This window comes from Aliikangiella litoralis (genome assembly GCF_052495765.1).
This window is the reverse complement of the sequence record NZ_CP199292.1, coordinates 2,566,461-2,584,177: the sequence shown is the minus strand read 5'-3', so window position 1 is coordinate 2,584,177 and position 17,717 is coordinate 2,566,461. Positions and strand designations below refer to the sequence as shown.

The 17,717-nt window shown below is 34.7% G+C and carries 13 protein-coding genes; 8 read left to right on the top strand and 5 right to left on the bottom strand.

The window, feature by feature from the left end; genetic code table 11:
* Window positions 1-115 precede the first annotated feature (115 nt).
* On the top strand, window positions 116-1,486 hold the full coding sequence (locus tag ACT5E3_RS10625) for a sigma-54-dependent transcriptional regulator (protein ID WP_444998284.1): 1,371 nt from the start codon (window positions 116-118) through the stop codon (window positions 1,484-1,486).
* A 172-nt stretch (window positions 1,487-1,658) separates the two neighbouring features.
* The gene (locus tag ACT5E3_RS10620; RefSeq protein WP_444998283.1) at window positions 1,659-2,243 is read left to right on the top strand and encodes a GspH/FimT family pseudopilin; all 585 of its coding nucleotides are present in this window, start codon (window positions 1,659-1,661) and stop codon (window positions 2,241-2,243) included.
* A gap of 237 nt (window positions 2,244-2,480) precedes the next feature.
* Here ACT5E3_RS10620 and ACT5E3_RS10615 read toward each other — a convergent pair whose 3' ends face one another.
* A complete protein-coding gene (locus tag ACT5E3_RS10615; protein ID WP_444998282.1) occupies window positions 2,481-2,837 on the bottom strand; it encodes a VOC family protein in 357 nt (118 codons plus the stop codon).
* Between the two features lie 380 nt (window positions 2,838-3,217).
* On the opposite strand from ACT5E3_RS10615, the gene ACT5E3_RS10610 reads away from it, so the two are divergent.
* The 6 genes from ACT5E3_RS10610 (at window position 3,218) to ACT5E3_RS10585 (ending at window position 14,467) form a co-directional block, all read left to right on the top strand.
* Entirely contained in the window at window positions 3,218-7,453 is a 4,236-nt protein-coding gene (locus tag ACT5E3_RS10610) for a hybrid sensor histidine kinase/response regulator transcription factor (protein WP_444998281.1), read from the top strand.
* A 197-nt stretch (window positions 7,454-7,650) separates the two neighbouring features.
* The gene (locus tag ACT5E3_RS10605; RefSeq protein ID WP_444998280.1) at window positions 7,651-7,992 is read left to right on the top strand and encodes a DUF805 domain-containing protein; all 342 of its coding nucleotides are present in this window, start codon (window positions 7,651-7,653) and stop codon (window positions 7,990-7,992) included.
* A gap of 88 nt (window positions 7,993-8,080) precedes the next feature.
* Window positions 8,081-9,070, top strand: a complete 990-nt coding sequence (locus tag ACT5E3_RS10600) for a hypothetical protein (protein WP_444998279.1) — start codon at window positions 8,081-8,083, stop codon at window positions 9,068-9,070.
* 32 nt (window positions 9,071-9,102) lie between these two features.
* On the top strand, window positions 9,103-9,918 hold the full coding sequence (locus tag ACT5E3_RS10595; protein ID WP_444998278.1) for a hypothetical protein: 816 nt from the start codon (window positions 9,103-9,105) through the stop codon (window positions 9,916-9,918).
* 36 nt (window positions 9,919-9,954) lie between these two features.
* A complete protein-coding gene (locus ACT5E3_RS10590; RefSeq protein WP_444998277.1) occupies window positions 9,955-10,935 on the top strand; it encodes a DUF4892 domain-containing protein in 981 nt (326 codons plus the stop codon).
* Between the two features lie 352 nt (window positions 10,936-11,287).
* Entirely contained in the window at window positions 11,288-14,467 is a 3,180-nt protein-coding gene (locus ACT5E3_RS10585) for a protein kinase domain-containing protein (protein WP_444998276.1), read from the top strand.
* Here ACT5E3_RS10585 and ACT5E3_RS10580 read toward each other — a convergent pair.
* The 4 genes from ACT5E3_RS10580 to ACT5E3_RS10565 form a co-directional block, all read right to left on the bottom strand.
* Window positions 14,430-14,735, bottom strand: a complete 306-nt coding sequence (locus ACT5E3_RS10580; RefSeq protein WP_444998275.1) for a hypothetical protein — start codon at window positions 14,733-14,735, stop codon at window positions 14,430-14,432. The genes ACT5E3_RS10585 and ACT5E3_RS10580 overlap by 38 nt on opposite strands.
* A gap of 180 nt (window positions 14,736-14,915) precedes the next feature.
* Window positions 14,916-15,110, bottom strand: a complete 195-nt coding sequence (locus ACT5E3_RS10575; protein WP_444998274.1) for a hypothetical protein — start codon at window positions 15,108-15,110, stop codon at window positions 14,916-14,918.
* Window positions 15,111-15,303: 193 nt separating this feature from the next.
* Window positions 15,304-15,513, bottom strand: a complete 210-nt coding sequence (locus tag ACT5E3_RS10570; RefSeq protein WP_444998273.1) for a hypothetical protein — start codon at window positions 15,511-15,513, stop codon at window positions 15,304-15,306.
* A 55-nt stretch (window positions 15,514-15,568) separates the two neighbouring features.
* Window positions 15,569-17,653 carry a PatA/PatG family cyanobactin maturation protease gene (locus ACT5E3_RS10565; RefSeq protein ID WP_444998272.1) on the bottom strand — a complete coding sequence of 695 codons (2,085 nt, stop codon included), beginning with the start codon at window positions 17,651-17,653 and terminating at the stop codon, window positions 15,569-15,571.
* Between the last annotated feature and the right edge of the window lie 64 nt (window positions 17,654-17,717).

Sequence of the window (17,717 nt, the reverse complement as noted above, 5' to 3'; positions counted from 1 at the left end):
TACTCAGAGCATAGATTATTCAACTAAATTATAAGATAATCGAGGTAGTTTTATAAAATCAAAGAGTAATCGAACTCCCCATTATTCTTAAGCTGACAAAAATGGAAACTTTGACATGACAAAAGCACCAATGGCGCTAATAGTCGACGATGAACCAGATATATTACAATTACTTGGCATTACACTAATGCGTATGGGAATTGATACTTGTAAAGCTGAAAACTTAAGTCAAGCTTACCATCATTTAACCAATACACACTTTGATGTTTGTTTAACCGATATGCGATTACCTGATGGAGATGGGCTAGAACTAATTAAATATATTCAGAAAAAACACCCCGAAATCCCAGTTGCTTTAATTACCGCTCATGGAAATATGGAGATTGCCATTGAAGCAATGAAAGCTGGTGCGTTCGATTTTTTATCTAAGCCCGTTGACTTACATTCACTAAAAAACCTGGTTAGCACAGCCATAAAACTGAATAATCCAACCAAAACTTCTGCTGACTCCAATATAAAAACAAAAAAACAACTCATCGGTGATACACCGATAATGCAACAACTCAAGCAAACAATTTTGAAGCTTGCGAGAAGCCAAGCGCCAGTTTATATACATGGAGAATCAGGCACAGGAAAAGAGCTGGTCGCTAAATTAATTCACTTCAAGGGCCCTAGAGCAGATGCCCCCTTTGTGCCCGTTAATTGTGGCGCAATTCCTTCAGAGTTAATGGAAAGTGAATTCTTTGGCCACAAAAAAGGGAGCTTTACAGGTGCTATAAATGACAAAAAAGGCTTGTTTCAGTCAGCTAATGGTGGAACTCTTTTTCTTGATGAAATCGCTGAACTTCCACTCAACATGCAAGTTAAGCTACTCAGAACTATTCAAGAAAAAACTGTCAGACCTATTGGGAACGAAACAGAAATACCGATTGATGTCAGAATACTAAGTGCTAGCCACAAAAACTTATTAGCTCTGGTTGAAACCGAAGAGTTTCGCCAAGATTTATTCTATCGGATTAATGTCATTGAGTTAATCGTGCCAGCTTTGAGGGAAAGAGTTGATGATATTCCTAAAATTGCCGATTATTTGCTCAAACAATTAACTCAGCTACATGGCGCTGAACAAGTTAATATTTCAGATGCCGCATTAGCCGCACTGAAAAACTATCCTTTTCCAGGCAATATTCGTGAGCTAGAAAATATACTCGAAAGAGCCATCACTTTATGCAGTGGTGAGCAAATACAGTCAGAAGATCTGAACTTACCAGTATCTCAGACTCACTCAATAAAAAAAGAGCACTCAAATCAAAATAGCATTAGTAATCGTGGAAATTTAAGTCTTGATGAATACCTAGAGCAAATTGAAACCAATGAAATCACCCAAGCGCTTAAAGAAGCTAACGGCAATAAAACTCAAGCAGCTAAATTACTGGGAATCAGCTTTCGAGCAATGAGATATAAACTAAAAAAGCTAGAAATAGATTAATACCGATAATAAAACTTCATATATAGCCGATCTCGCACATCTAAATATTGTTTATTCTGCACGATCGCATCGTCATTCACATATACCTATAGGAGATATTTACTGTTCTATTTTTACCCGATGATTCGTTATCATGCTCCCTCAATATCCAATAATGGTATAAGGATGCACCATGTTAATTACAATCAAACATCACAATATAAAACAACAAGGCTTTACCTTAATTGATTTAACTTTTGCCATTGGCATCATGCTCATTCTCTTTGGTTTTGCATTACCTTCATTTAGCCAGTTTTTAGATAGAAAACAGCTTATCAGTCAATCAATACAATTACGTTCAACCTTACAACTGGCTAGAAAGACAGCCATTACTCAACATCAAAAAGTGACCGTTTGTCCAACCAATGACTTTAAACAATGTGATAAAGATTGGTCGAAAGGCTATATGGTATTTGTTGATCTCAATGAAAATAGACTATTTGACTCGAATGAGAAGAAAATCCATCAAAACCAATTGAATGACTCAAACTTTCAACTGCGCTGGCGGGCATTTGGTAAAAAAAGCTCTTTTCAGTGGCATGAAACAGGTATAACAAACCATCAAAATGGCAGCTTTGAGCTTTGTTTAAAACAAACGCCAAGTCTAGCTAGAGCTTTAATTATTACAAAAGCCGGAAGAATTAGAACTTCAACCGATAAAAATAACGATGGTATTCATGAAAATTCTAGAGGAAAAAACCTATCCTGCAAAACCTAAAGTTCAGAAGCCTCAATTTAATAAAGCATTCTATTTCTTTATAAAATATTGCAAACTAACGGTTAAACGATAAAGTTGTCAATTGTAGCTAAATCACTATCAATTGGCATAGAGAAAAGTCAGGGATTTTTGTCACTATTAAGGCGTCTGGCGCAGTGCATAGCCGCTCTATGGACAAGTCAGACAACGAAAAGAGCGGCAAAAATAACGGCTTTTATTGTGTCAATTGATAGTGATTTAGCTATAGCTACTAAAAAACTCGGTAATATGCCATAACTCTCCAGAAGGCCCCCAAAGATAAATAACTTTTCCCCAGGCTTTATTTTTGGGTGGTTTAAATCGTATATTGAACTCACTTAATGACTGGAGTTTAGAATGAACTTGCTCAATATCTAATACAGACAACTGAATCATTAAATTACTAGTAACCCCTACCTGATAAAAGTTTTGTAATAAAAAAGAACATTCACCATTCACTAATTCTGAGACTTCACTTGACTCAAAGGTCAGGTTGAAACCTAAGGCCTGATAAAAAGATTTTGAAAGCTCGTAATCTTTGCTGGGAATAAAAACTCGAATATCATCAACTTTCAATAGCATTTCCTCAAATCAGTAAATATTACTAATGGAACAACAACACTAATGGAACAACAAACTTTTATAACCATATTGACTCTTAAGCGATTCAATCTATTCAATGAAAAAACGACTGTATCTACATAATTAATAGATTAATGAATAACTCATTGACATTCCTTAATTAAATAAGCCATGCTCTAAATAACCAGCCCTCAGTTTACCAGTAACTAAGCTTTTAAATCAAAACCAATAATATCGTTTAATTATTTCTCTAATTTTACAGTCACATTCACTATCATCTCTCAATAGCTGCTAACCAGCGGACCAGATAACATTAACAATGCTTAACACGCCAGTTAACACTACCAGAACAACACAATCAGAGATATACTCTAATGAGCATAAACTTGATAACTAAAAAAGTAAAATTATTGATGAGGTTAAAACTACCTGTATTAGAGTGCCAACTCAACTTATATAGCTTCCTACTAAGCGCTATGTTGATGATGCTCTCCCCCTCTCTCTCTTTTGCATCTTCAAATAACCTTTATTTTGATCACTTCTCCATCAAAGAAGGCTTATCACAAAGTAGTGCATCTTGTGTTTTACAAGATAGCAATGGCTTTTTATGGATTGGCACTCAAAGTGGTCTTAATCGTTATGATGGCTATCAATTTAAACACTACAAATATTCAGAGCACCCAGCCTCTCTGTCAGGTAACTGGGTAACAGCTTGCCTAGAAGATAAACAAGGTAGGCTATGGTTTGGAACCGCGGCAAGTGGTTTAAATCGCTTTGAACCTAACACAGAAAGCTTTACTCACTTCAAACATGAAAAAGATAACACCAATAGTTTACGTGATAACCGAATTTGGTCATTACTCGAAGATCATCAAGGGCAACTATGGATAGGCACAGAAGCTGGCGGTGTTAGTAGACTCAATTTAGCAAGAACCGAGTTTACTCATTTTACACATGATAAAGACAAAACAAGCAGCATAAGTCCAGGAATGGTAAGGACTCTTCATCAAGATAAACGAGGTAGATTATGGTTAGGTACTTATAGTGGTTTAAATTTATTCACCCCCAAAACAGAAGATTTTATTCACTACCAACACCAGCCAGCTAACCCTAATAGTATTACCAAAGGAAGTATTTGGTCCTTAGCAGATGATAACCAAGGAAACCTTTGGATTGGAACGCTAACAGGACTCGATCGTTTTAACCCGCAAAAAGGCACCTTTACTCATTTTCAACACGATCCCAACAAATCAAATAGTTTAAGTCATAACTGGGTATTCTCACTCTATGCTAGTAATGATAACAAATTATGGATTGGCACTTATGGTAAAGGCTTAAGTGTTTATGATCTTTCTGAGGGTAGTTTTACACACTATAAAAATAGTGAAACAGACACTAACAGCCTATCATCCAACTATATTTTATCGATGCATTCTGATCAATATGGACACTTGTGGATTGGCACTGATGGTGGAGGCATTAATAGAATGATTCCATCAAGATCACTATTTAACCATCATCAATATAGCAAGTTACATCCAAAAGGTTTGAGCGATAACTTTGTTCGCTCACTACTACAAGATAGCCAAGGACAGTTGTGGGTAGGCACAAGAACCGGCGGACTCAACCGTTCTATTCCTGGAACTAAAAATTTTGAGCACTACCAACATGACCCTAGCAATAGTTCAAGTCTTAGTAATAAATATGTGTTTGCACTACATGAAGATAGCCAAGGAAATATTTGGATTGGTACCTATGGAGGCGGATTAAATCAATTTAACCCTAAACAAAAAAACTTCACACGATACCAACATAATCCCAAAATAAAAAATGGACTAACTTCAAATTACTTATATGTTATTAAAAGCGAAAAAAATGGCAAACTCTGGATAGGAAGTAACAAAGGGCTCGATTTATTCGACCCCAGTGACGGTAGTGTCACTAACTATCATCACCAACCAGACAAAGCCGATAGCTTAAGCCAAAATACCGTTATTTCATTATTATACGATCGGCAAGGAAGACTTTGGGTTGGCACACGAGGAGGACTTAATCGGTTAGATCCTGGCGCTAAAGGTTTTATTCGTTACCAAGAAAACTCCCAATCAAAAGTCGCAATTAGTTCTAATATTATTTTATCTTTGCACGAAGATAAAAATGGCTCAATGTGGATTGGCACTATGCGAGGTCTAAATCATTTTAATACTGACACGCAAACTTTCACTCACTATAATGAAACTCATGGTTTAGCCAGCGATCATATTTCGGGCATTTTAGAAGATAACAGTGGTCACTTGTGGTTAAGTACCAGTCATGGTTTATCAAAATTTAATATCCAAAATAAAACGTTTAAAAACTATTTACCTGAAGATGGATTACAAGGTAACTCATTTCTTCCTGGTTCAGCTTTTAAAAGTCCACAAGGTGAGCTCTTCTTTGGTGGAAGTAATGGCTTTAATCATTTTTTCCCACAACAGTTAAAGCCCGACCCTGTTGCGCCTACAGTAATATTAACTGACTTTTTACTATTTAATCAGTCAGTTCCCATAAAAATGCCAGATAGAGAATATCTTACTAAACAAACTCAATACCAGTTAGAAAGTTCGATTAGCACAACAAAAGAACTCACTTTAACGCATAATGAAAACCTTTTTTCATTCGAGTTCACAGGGTTAAATTTAGTAAGCCCTCAGCGTAACCAATATGCTTATAAGCTTGAAGGTTTTGATCAACAGTGGATCTATACTGATTATAAAAAACGTTATGCAACTTATACCAACATTCCTGCTGGTTCATATCAACTTCGTGTAAGAGCAAGCAATAAAGATGGTTTATGGACCCCCAAAGAAGCCCGCTTAAAACTTATTATACTTCCTCCTCCCTGGAAATCCTGGTGGGCATATACACTCTACTTTATAGTCAGCTCAGGTATTCTCTTAACTGTGATTTGGCTGATATACCACAGGAAAATAGCAGAAAAAGATAAACAAGCCGCTTTAATAATTGCTGAAACAAAAGATAAATTAATAGGTAATGTTTCTCACGAGTTTCGTACCCCATTAACTCTAATACTTGGTCCATTAAATAAACTGATTAAAAATGCCACCAGTATTAATGAAAGAAAAAGTCTAAAATTGATTCAACGCAATGGTTATCGGTTACTTGATATGGTCGATCAAATGTTAGATTTAACACAACTTCAATCAAACGACTCTATTAAGTTTAAATATCAAGAGCTAAAAACGGTTATTAATTTTATTTATCAATCATTTCTACCATTAGCTGAAGAAAAAAATATTCAAATAACCATTATTGATAAGTCGCAAAAACCACTTTGGGTATACATGTTTCCTGATGCAGTAGAAAAGCTATTTGTTAACATCATTTCAAACGCTTTCAAATATACACAAGCTGGAGGACAAATCACAATCACAATATCGAATGCGAACCTATCATCTAAAGGCATTCAACAGGCAGAGATTAGCATCAAAGATACAGGAGTTGGAATTAGTCCAAAAGAACTAGAAAATATATTTAAACGTTTCTCACGTGTAGAAAGCTCAAGTCACCATATTCAAGGAACAGGGATTGGTTTAACACTCGTTAAAGAAATACTATCTCGTCACGATGGTCATATTACCGTTGAAAGTAAACTTAATGTCGGCAGTGAATTTATTATCCAATTGCCGCTTGTTGAAAACTTAAAAAGCCAAAAACTTCTCATTAATGAGGATATGCAAGAATTAACGACACCACAAACATTACGATCTGCAAATGATGACGGTAATGAAGAGAAAGATATAATAACAGCAAACAATAACCTGAAACTCAAAAAAAGTCTTCTAATTATCGAAGATAATACTGAAATGCGTCGCTACCTTAAAAGCATTTTATCTCAACAATACGATTGTTCATGTGCAGAAAATGGTGAGGAAGGTATCATGATTACCCAAGCCCAATACCCTGACATTATTGTTTGTGATGTCATGATGCCATTACTAGATGGCTTTGCAGTAGTCGAAGCCATTCGCAATAATATGGCAACCAGTCATATTCCAATATTACTATTAAGCGCCAAAAATGATCGCGAAAGTAAACTACATGGTTTAAACCTTTTAGCTGACGATTATTTAACCAAACCTTTTGATGAACAAGAATTACTGACTCGTGTTAACAATTTACTTCATATTAGAACATTAGTCAGACGCTCTCTTACTCAACAAGTAACCGACTCAGAAAAAAGTTTATTTGAAACTAACGATGCTCTTTCAGAAAAAGATACTCTTTTTGTTAATAATTTGCAGACAGTTATGGCCGCTAATTATGCAGAAGTCAACTTTTCTACAGAAGACTTAGCTCAATCATTGCACATTGGAGTACGATCATTACAAGTAAAAATGAAGGCATTATTTGACTTATCACCAATGGATTACCTCAGAATGTACCGATTACAACAAGCCAAGCAATTGTTAGCCAATACAGATATTTCAATTGGACTAATAGCAGAACAAGTCGGTTTTAACTCACAAAGTTACTTTTCACGTTGTTTTAAAGCAATTAACCAATTATCCCCTAAACAGTTTAGACAGCAACTAGAAAACAGCAATTAAGCCTAAATAAAACAAGAGAAATTCGCTATAGTACATAAATTTTTCGTTTATGTACTATTTTCAAGCGATTGTTTTTAATACTATTTTTCAACCTTTGATAGGTTGTACAGTTGCTACTTGGCAAGTATAGACTTTGTTCCAAGAGTAGCCGTTTTTATTTTAAATGTAGTTATTTTTTATAAATAAAAGGAATAGAAATGAAATATTTTTTGGGTGCTTTAAAAAAGTTTGCTGATTTCAATGGCCGTGCCAGACGCAAAGAATACTGGATGTTTGTGTTATTTTACTTAATCATTTATATCGCATTAAATATTATTGATAGCCTATTAGGCACAATGTTTATCAGTCTGATATTTATCTTAGTCATGCTCATTCCGAGCATCAGCATTGCCACTAGAAGGCTCCATGATACAAGCCGTAGTGGTTGGTGGCAGCTGCTATCTCTTATACCAATTGTCGGTGGTATCGTGCTAATCGTATTTTTAGCACAAGATAGTCATGCTGAAAACTCATTTGGTCCTAACCCAAAACAGGCATAGCTATTAGTTGATAGCATGTTGAAATGATATAGCCATTCTTACAAGAGTGGCTATCAAACACTTTGAATCTTTATTTGAAAATATAAATATGAAAATACGAATATTATTCATACTACATTTACTATTCACTGTTCCTTTAATCTATCTATTGGGGTGTTCAGAACAAGAGCCACTACTCGATGAAGACATAACCCGCTCATCTGAAGATAATTATAGAGAAACAGTAAAAGAAGAAATTTCCGAACCTTCCTATCGGCGAGGTGAGGTGACCATAAAAGTGTCAATTAAGCAAAAAGGCCAATCAACCGAAAAAACAGAACATGGTATTGCCAACACACAATTTAGCTACCATCTACAAACGACTTTAACCAGAGAAACAGGTGTCACATTTGACCTATCCAACCCATTCATTTTTGACGAACCCGATGAAATAAAAAGTAGTGCTTACAGCGATGGCCCTTATTACCACGAATACAAGGAAAACCTGCCTCCCCCCACTATAAATGGTCAGATCAATTATCATTTACAGCATGACTATCAAACACCTAATGCGATTGATGTTGTGCGAAACCAAGGAGAGCACCGTGGAGAAGGAAAAGTCACTAATCTACGCATAAAAAATATGCGTTTATCAGAATATGGTTTTGGCTATGAATTAGATTTATTCATAGACTTTAGTATGAAACTAAAAAACAAGAATGTACTCACCTACCGAAATAAAGGTCCTGTTGTTGTTGAAGATGAAAGTATCAATAATGAACCAATAAAGTTTAATTTATACCCAGTTCCAGATCCTAAGGCGGTTGAAAAATATCCTTATAGTGAAATAGAAATCGGCTTTAACTATAAAAAGCAAGCTTTGGACTACGCCGCAGACCTACAAAAGATATACAAACAAAATGTAAAGTTAATTCATCAATATTGCGTTGGACTCAAAGAATCATCAAGCCAAGATAGCTTAACTTTAACATGTAATTATTCTGGAAGTAAATTTTTGTCTTTTGTACCCGAATTACAAACCTTAGCAACACAACCAGATACCAATATAACAATTAGTATTAATTTTTCTACAAAATAAGTTTAGCTAAAATCAATTAATGGAGCACTAAAATGAAAAAAACTTTACTAACAGTAGCTGCAGGAGTATTACTCAATAGCACTACAGCTTTAAAAGCTAACCAAACCGACGCACTAATAGAATTTTCAATAAAACAAATGGAGGAAAGTATTGATTTAGATGGTATTAGTCAATGTCTTGGCGTATCGAAATCAAAGTTTTTAAATGCTCAACGTAATACCATGCGTTATTGTTTCGAAAGCCAAGGCGAAGGAAAACAAAGTTTTGATAAAATATCTGAAGATGCAATGAATGACTGTTTTGAAAACCAAACCAAACAACGCTTGGAGCTAAGCGATTCTATTATACAAAAATGTAAAGAACAATTTGCAGACGATGAGCCCAAAGATATCGACTATTCTAATTTATCAGATGAAGAATTCGAAAAACATACTGAAGAACAAAAACAAGAAGGAAAAAAAGCAATAGACGACATGTTGGCTTTAAGTAAAGCTGTCAGTAAAAATACGGAGCATTTGGTTACACTACCAATTTTTCCTAAAAGTCAAATTATGTCTCACTATCAAGATGGACTCATTATTGGAGAGGAAAAAACACTACCGGTAGCAATGTTCACTTCCTCAGAAGAGATAAAAAAGGTTATTGATTTTTATGCAAAAAAACTACCTGAGTTTGATAAAAAAGAAATCACCGGAGGTTTAACTATTTTTATGCGAAACATACCTAAAAACTTTGATCCCTTAAAAGACATGGTTTTGTATCAAAAAACACCTCACGTTACTATTACTCAGCTACCAAGCTCATCTAAAAAAGTAGAAGTTAGTATTGAAATCGCTTATAAAAAATAAGCAGTACTAATGACTTATTCTATAGGATTTATATTTATGATATTTATTAAGCATAAATTTAGTATGAAGTATGTTTTATTTTTTATACTACTCTCTTCAATCGCAAGCATTGAAGTTAATGCTGCTCGCAAAGATAAAAAGGGCTCGCAAGATCACCCTTTAATTTCTCGTTATCCTGACAGTTATATTTATAACTACAATAATTTCGACTTTGATGAGTTTTATATCGCAACATCTCCAGTTTATAAAAAGAAAATGCAGACACAACGAGTAACAGGTAAGCTAAGCGGACTAGTCTATCGTTTACCATCCAATGTTACTGACTTTCAGGCAATGGAAAATTATACACAAGCATTAAAGAAGCAAGGTTTTAAAAAAATATTTCAATGTGTACAAGAAGCCTGTGGAATGAGTTTTGCCCACGTTCTATTCAACAAACATAACAGTCAAAAATATAAAACTGTCGAGCTTAGTAACATGCATGGAAAAAGGCGTTTTAGATATTGGGTCGGAAAATGGCAACGCCCACAAGGTGATATATATGTAAGCCTATTAGCCTTAAATAAAGGTGGAAAGTCCTCTTGGTTGCAACAACATGTTGTAGAATCTAAACCAATGAAAACAGGATTGATCACTCTTACCCCCGATTCGCTTAATAGAGATATCAATCAAAACGGAAAAGCTGTTTTAGAAGGACTTTTCTTTGAGTATAATAAAAGCGAACTAAAACAAGACTCAAATAATGCTTTAAACGCAATTGCTGCTTACCTAAAAAACAATCCTCAAATAAAGGCTTATGTTGTTGGCCATACCGACAATAGTGGCAATGATGATTACAATTTAAAATTAAGTCAAGCCCGTGCCAACTCGGTTAAAGAGACTCTGGTAAAAAAATATAAAATAAATACTAAAAGGTTAACCCCCATAGGCATTGGTCCATACAGCCCAGTCACTAGTAATAGTGACCAAGATGGCAAAGCAAAAAACAGGAGAGTTGAATTAGTTTTAAGAAATTAACCTTCTTCTCAAAACGAGTTCATAAACTTTGAACTCGTTTGACATTATATTTATATAATAGCAATCAAAGCCAATTAAATACCTAGCAGCGCTAGCATTGCTAGTGCAGATAAACAAAATCCAATATGAGTTTTCTAGCAAATAAAGATACTACCGAATCATTTTACCAAGAAAAAAACTCCTCTTCTCAATAAAAATTCTCTAAAAGAGATTTAAAAATATCATCTAAATTAAATAATATTTACAATTAATGAAATAGATCGATAGAATACAGGCTATTATTGCTAATAACTTACATATCATCTCAAAACAACATTAAATATAAATACTTTATAATGAGATTTTTCAGTTTATGAAAAACAAGCCTAACTCCTTTTCAGCACTTGATGATAGACAGACTAAAACAGCTTTAGAAAAAATACTACCAGAAAATACAACCAATCAACTTCCACCAAGTATTGGTTCTCGATTTGAATATATTAGTATTTTAGGAAAAGGTGGTGGTGGAGAAGTATTCCTTGTCTACGATCATAAGTTGCAAAGAAAAGTAGCATTAAAACACCTAAATTCTACCGATCAGCTCCAAGCCCCTTTTTTACTTCGGGAAGCTCGATTACAAGCCCAAATTAAACATCCAAATATTTGCCAAATTCATGAAATTTGTGAGTCACAAAAACAAATCTATATTGTTATGCAATATATTAATGGACAAGCATTGCATAAAATATATAACCAACTCACTATTCAACAAAAGTTATTAGTCATCAATAAAATACTCAATGGTTTACAACAAGCTCACAAACAAGGCATTATTCACCGGGATATCAAACCATCAAATATCTTAGTAGAGGTTTCTGATAATAATGAAATAACACCATATCTCATTGACTTTGGACTCGCTTATCGCGAACAAAATGAAACGCAAATTGTTGAAAGCATAGGTTTAGGCACACCAAATTATATGTCTCCGGAACAAATAGCATCAAAGATCAGCGAAATCGATCATCGCACAGACATATATGCCATCGGGGCTACTTTATATCATATACTCACAGAAAAACTTCCAAATCCATTCAGTGATTCCAATACAGTGCAATCTAACAATTCTTTTAACTATAAAAAACAGACTTACACATTTTCAACCAATATACCTAAAGATCTTCAAACCATCATCATTAAATGTTTACAGGTTAATCCTGAGAAACGTTATTCATCTGCTGAAATATTAGCAAATGAAATCATGTGTTACCTAAATGGCGATCCTATACAGGACTATAGTGGTTGGTCCTACAAAGTGAGCAAAAAACTCCGTAAATACAAATTGATTGTTTTATTGACTTCATTATTTTTTATCACGATTGTGGCCAGTGCCGTCTGGTTTATCTATCTAAATCATCAGCAAGGAATACGGGAAAACATTATTCAAGAATTTTCTGCCGATGTAGAAAACATGGAAGCAAGAGTCAGATTTACCTATATGGCACCGCGCCATGATATTTCACCACAAATACAACAGTGGCAAAATGAAATCAAAGAAATAGAAAACAAAATGAACAAATTAGGAGAAATTGCTTATGGCCCAGGCCATTACGCTATTGGACGTATGTATTACGCACTACAAGATTATGATAAAGCGCTTACAAGTATTAACCTAGCATGGCAATCAGGCTTTCAACAGCCACGCGTTGCTTATCTTCTTGCTTTAACCAATGGTGCAATCTATCAACGACAAAAAAACACTATCAATAACTTACCTGATAAATCAGCACGTCAAGAAAAGCTAGTAGCTTTAGATAAAAAATATCGTCAACCTGCCATTCAGCTTTTAAAACATGGTATACAAGCATCCCCCTATCTTTCCTATGCACAGGCAATGCTCCATTTTTATCTGGATGAATATGATAAATCTCTAGCCATTCTAAAAAAAACCAATAACTTCCCTACCTGGTTTTATCAGCATAAAGTATTGATAGGTGATATTTATCAAGCAAAATCTCAAATATCAAGTGCCGCTCATTTAAGCGGAGAAATTACTCAATATACAAACTTGGCTTTGAATAGTTATCAACAAGCACAAGCAATTGCACCATCTGATTTTCAATTACAATTAAAAACAATTAGTCTTTATATGACGCGAATAACCAGCTTTCTTTATGGAAAAATGGGAGATTTTAAAAAAGAATCCACTGTGCTAAGAAAATCTCTTGAAATAGCTAAAGAAATTAACGCTCAAAACGAACAAACTTACTTGTATCATGGTCAATTATTATTATTTAAAAGCCACTATGAAAATCAACATTCCGGCAACCCAATAGAAACCATTAATCAAGCGATTGAGCAACTAACCTTAGCTAAAGAAAAAAGTACAGTTCCTAAAAACATATGGCTAGCATTAGCCTATACTAATAAGTTTTCATTATTACAAGAAAGAAACTTAAATATAGAAAACACATTTATAAAAGCCTCTAATGCTTTTGAAGAAACAACTCCATCTCAAAAAGGTTATTTTTATTATAATGAATATGGAAATCTATTAAAAACTTATGCGACAAGTATTTCAGAACATCAAACGACGACTAGTATAGATTATTTTGAGAAAGCGGTGAACGCTTATAATAAAGCATTACAACTAAAACCAGATAGAATTACTTCGTTCATTAATGTAGGATCAACCTATCGGTTATGGTCAAATATTACTTCTCCAATAGAAGCAAAAAACAAGCTCAATAATGCAATAAAAAAATATCAAGTTGCTATAGAACTTAATAAAAACCACTTCGTCGCTAACTACTACTTAGGAATGAGTTATAGAAGGCTAGCAAAAATAAAGGATATCTTATTTGAAGATAATAAAACAGCAATAAAACAAGCGGAGTATTTCATTAATAATGCGTTAACACTCGGCTCACAACATCCTTTCGCAGTCAATGAACTCGCCATGTTAGAAAGTGATCAAGCGGTTTATTTATGGCAACAAGGAATGGACTATCATCAACATCTTAACAATGCGACCAAGCGAATAAAAGAAACTCTTAATAAAAACCCCAACAATCATATATTACATGCAACCCTAGCCTCTATTTACTTCAATTGGTGTCAGCTCGATTTTTTTTCTGGCAAACTTTCAAAAGAATTAGTCCATAAAACAGACAAAGCAATAGATACGGCCAATCAATTTTCGGACTACAATAAAATAGATGAATTGACACTTCGTTTATTGGAGAAAAAAACGGTCTCTCATAAAACAATAAAAGACATTAATAAAACAGATGATAGAAGTCTATTATTAAAAGCTATCTGGCACTCTACAAACAACTCCTTCGAATCAGCTAATGCCTATTTTTCACAAATAAAGCAACTACCACCTTCTATTTTATGGAGTCACCAACAACAACATTTAATACACTGGCATAACAATAAAAAGGATAACAAAATAACCAAATTAACGTTGGACAAGTTAAACAGCCTCATAAAAAAACTCTATCCTGCTTTAGTTAACAAACAGGAGGTGGAGGAGAAGGTGGATCGTTAACGATAATTTCACCAGAAGGATCTGTTCCAACCGCCTTTTTAAAGTTGAAATTGTATCTCCCAGAATTTTCAGCTGTAAATGATATTTGGCTATTAGCAGGTAAGCTACAAGTAAGTAATGTTGAAGGACCAAAACTAACAAGTTCTTCAACGGTATTGTTATTCACTAAAACAATGTTTTTTCCAACAGTTACTTCAGCCGATGACGGATCATAAGTTACCTTACAACCACAAAAAGTAACAGTAAGGTCACCATTATGTTCTTTCATTATTTTTATCTCCTCGATGCTATATGTATTGACATTAAAAACCTATTTATTTCAAACGTCAAACTAATCTCATAACAAGAAAAATTATAATCAAATTTTCCAAGTATATATTCCTCTATTGCTCTTAATCAATTAATGAAAGGCGATGAAGAAATCACCGCCTTAAATACTAACATAATGTTAGCAAAGGGCCATACAAGCCTTGTATGCTAAGTCACATGCAAAATTCGGAACAGGACTGGCATAACAAAGAGCCTTTGCTGTATCGCATGCAACGGTACAAACACTTTGTGCTTCCAATCCATTTTGATCCGCGGCAATATTACTAGCATAAGCTTGACGCATAACTGGTTTAGATTGTATTGGTAATTTCATAATAAATTCCTCAAATAAAATGAATAGCTATCCCGGGACGAAAAGCTAAAGTTTAATGCGCTCAAAATGATGCGCGTAAAATCGAACTCCCGCAATTCGATTATTTTAGCTTGAAGCATTAGATACAAATCAATTATTTGACTAATACAACAAAATAAAATACTTAGGAGGTAAAACCTCACTAGTTGAATAGCTATATATTGTTATAACAGTTTCCTTGATAATCATTCCAAGATTTACCACCACTGTTTTTACAGTTATGTCGATCTCGATGATTGAGCACCTTACCTTTACACTTTCTTCTACTCCAACAAGTTTGCTGTGATGGAAAAATGCTTGCTTTGATACCTGTGACAATGCCTAGATTACGTATTATCGGTTTAGCTAGATTAGGTAATATCATTTTTATATTCCTTGATAAAATTGATTTTTTTAAGCTATATTGTGAATTAAGAAAATTAATAAACATCCCAGTGTCTTGGCTTACCAACAGTAACAGGAATAACTTCACTCACATCAATAGTAAAACGATGGACATGTCGAGCTTGTTCGTGGCGCTTAGATGGATTAAAGAAGCCGAGCTTCACATCCCAACAATCAGAACCAGGACGACAGATTGGACTACGTTCAACCTCAATACTATCCAGCTTCATATCATTCTCTATGGCTTTGTTATAAACGTCTTCTATTTGGAAAGCATTGGTCGCAGCATAATTCATCGCTCGTTCTTGAGGACTCACGCCTAAATTACGTACTTCATAATAAACTCGCTCAAGAAAATTTTGCACACCATCAACCTTTTTCGCATGCAACGCTAATGCTTTTGCTTCCTTCGGACTTTCACCACAAATAGCTTTTATTAGATGTTCTGTTGACCAACTATACATACCTCTTAAGTCAGGATATAAAATTGGGACTTGTTGGCCATTCAGTAGTCGAACAGAACCTTTGACATACCCTGGTATAGAAACACGTTCTACACCTTGATTAATTTGTTCATCAAGAAATTCCTGTAAACGAGTATAAACATTAGCAGCAAAGGGACCATAAGGTTGAATCGCATAAACAACAGTCGCATCAAGACTTAACGTCCAATATATGTTTGCAGCAGAAGCAGGATCATTTTTTAAATACTTAAGTAATTCACTTGGGTTGTGAACATCAGTTCCAGCAAGTTGCAAGAACGAATCTCGCTTAGATTCCGTACCAAAATCATAGCCAAGTTGACCTAAGACATAAGCGATACCTGGTGCCGCTTCACCTTGCTGACAACTACAATCAGAAGCGGTAACTTCACTCGCTTCAATAGTCGAAGTTGTCGATACCGGTAATTCTATCTCTGTATCTTGTGATGATGTCAGCTCGGCAGCTTGAACTCCTGAATTGTTAGTATCGGCCTCATTACTAACAACATCGTTGATCTCTGCAGCATCAGTTGCTTCTTGGGGAATATATGGATTTTCAGACATAACGTAACTCCTTTTTTCAGATTGGTTTGTTTTTGTAAATAGATTGGTTTGAATAGAAGAATTAGAGGCTAAATTAGACTGAATTAAATCTTGTGGAACTACCTCAACTCTTTTAAGGCTAGCACTTTCTACTTTGGTATATTTAGCTTTATTATTGATATCATCTTTATCAACAGACGCTCTTAATAACTTACAAGCTGTAGAGATATTTAATCTTCCAGCTAACATTTTTTCACAGTTTGTATCAGGCTTTATATTTATTAGTGGTCCACAGGCATCTGCAGACTCTAATAATATTTGACGAATTTTTAGCGGATCAAACTCTTGCTTATATTCAAGCTGTAAACTCAATAGTAACGCAGCAACACCAGATACAATAGGCGTCGCAAAGCTAGTTCCACTTTTTTGAATTACCTTCTCTCTTGTCGCTGATACAGCGCCCAGAATATTTTCACCTAAAGCAAGGATCCCTTGCTTTTGATAAATCTCTCCCCAATTACTAAAATCTAATGCAGTACCATCGTGCCCCATAGCACCTACTGCTAAAACCGATGAGACCGATGCGGGAACATGAAGACAACGGCAACCATCATTACCAGCTGCAGCAATCAATAAAATATTATTTTCATGGCATCGTCTAATTGCTTTTTCAAGAATAGGATCGGCGACTCCGCTAGCACTTAATTCACCACCACTGATATTAATAATATGCGCACCTTGGTCAATCGCCTGATTAATCGCTCTAGCTAAGTCAAGTTGCAAACAGCTAAGGCTGCCACCATTTTTTGAAGAATAAATAGGAATACTTATTCCTCGGCAACCTGGTGCAACTCCCTTAACGTTAGTATTATGTTGGCCAAAAATAATACTTGCTACATGTGTTCCGTGCTGTGAAGCGGGATCAATCCCAGCATTTCCTAACGCCATAAAATCTATTTGCTTCAACTGTGCAGTATTAAAACAAATATGACTTTTATCGACTGGCCCATCAAGTACTGCTATGCAAATTTCAGTACTGCCTTTTGTTTCAGCCCATAATTTTTTTAATCCAGGTAATGACTCTATACTATTCATAATATTCTCAATTTAAAATTGTTCGTTTAATTACCTATTTAAGCTACATGTTGGTATTGCTTAA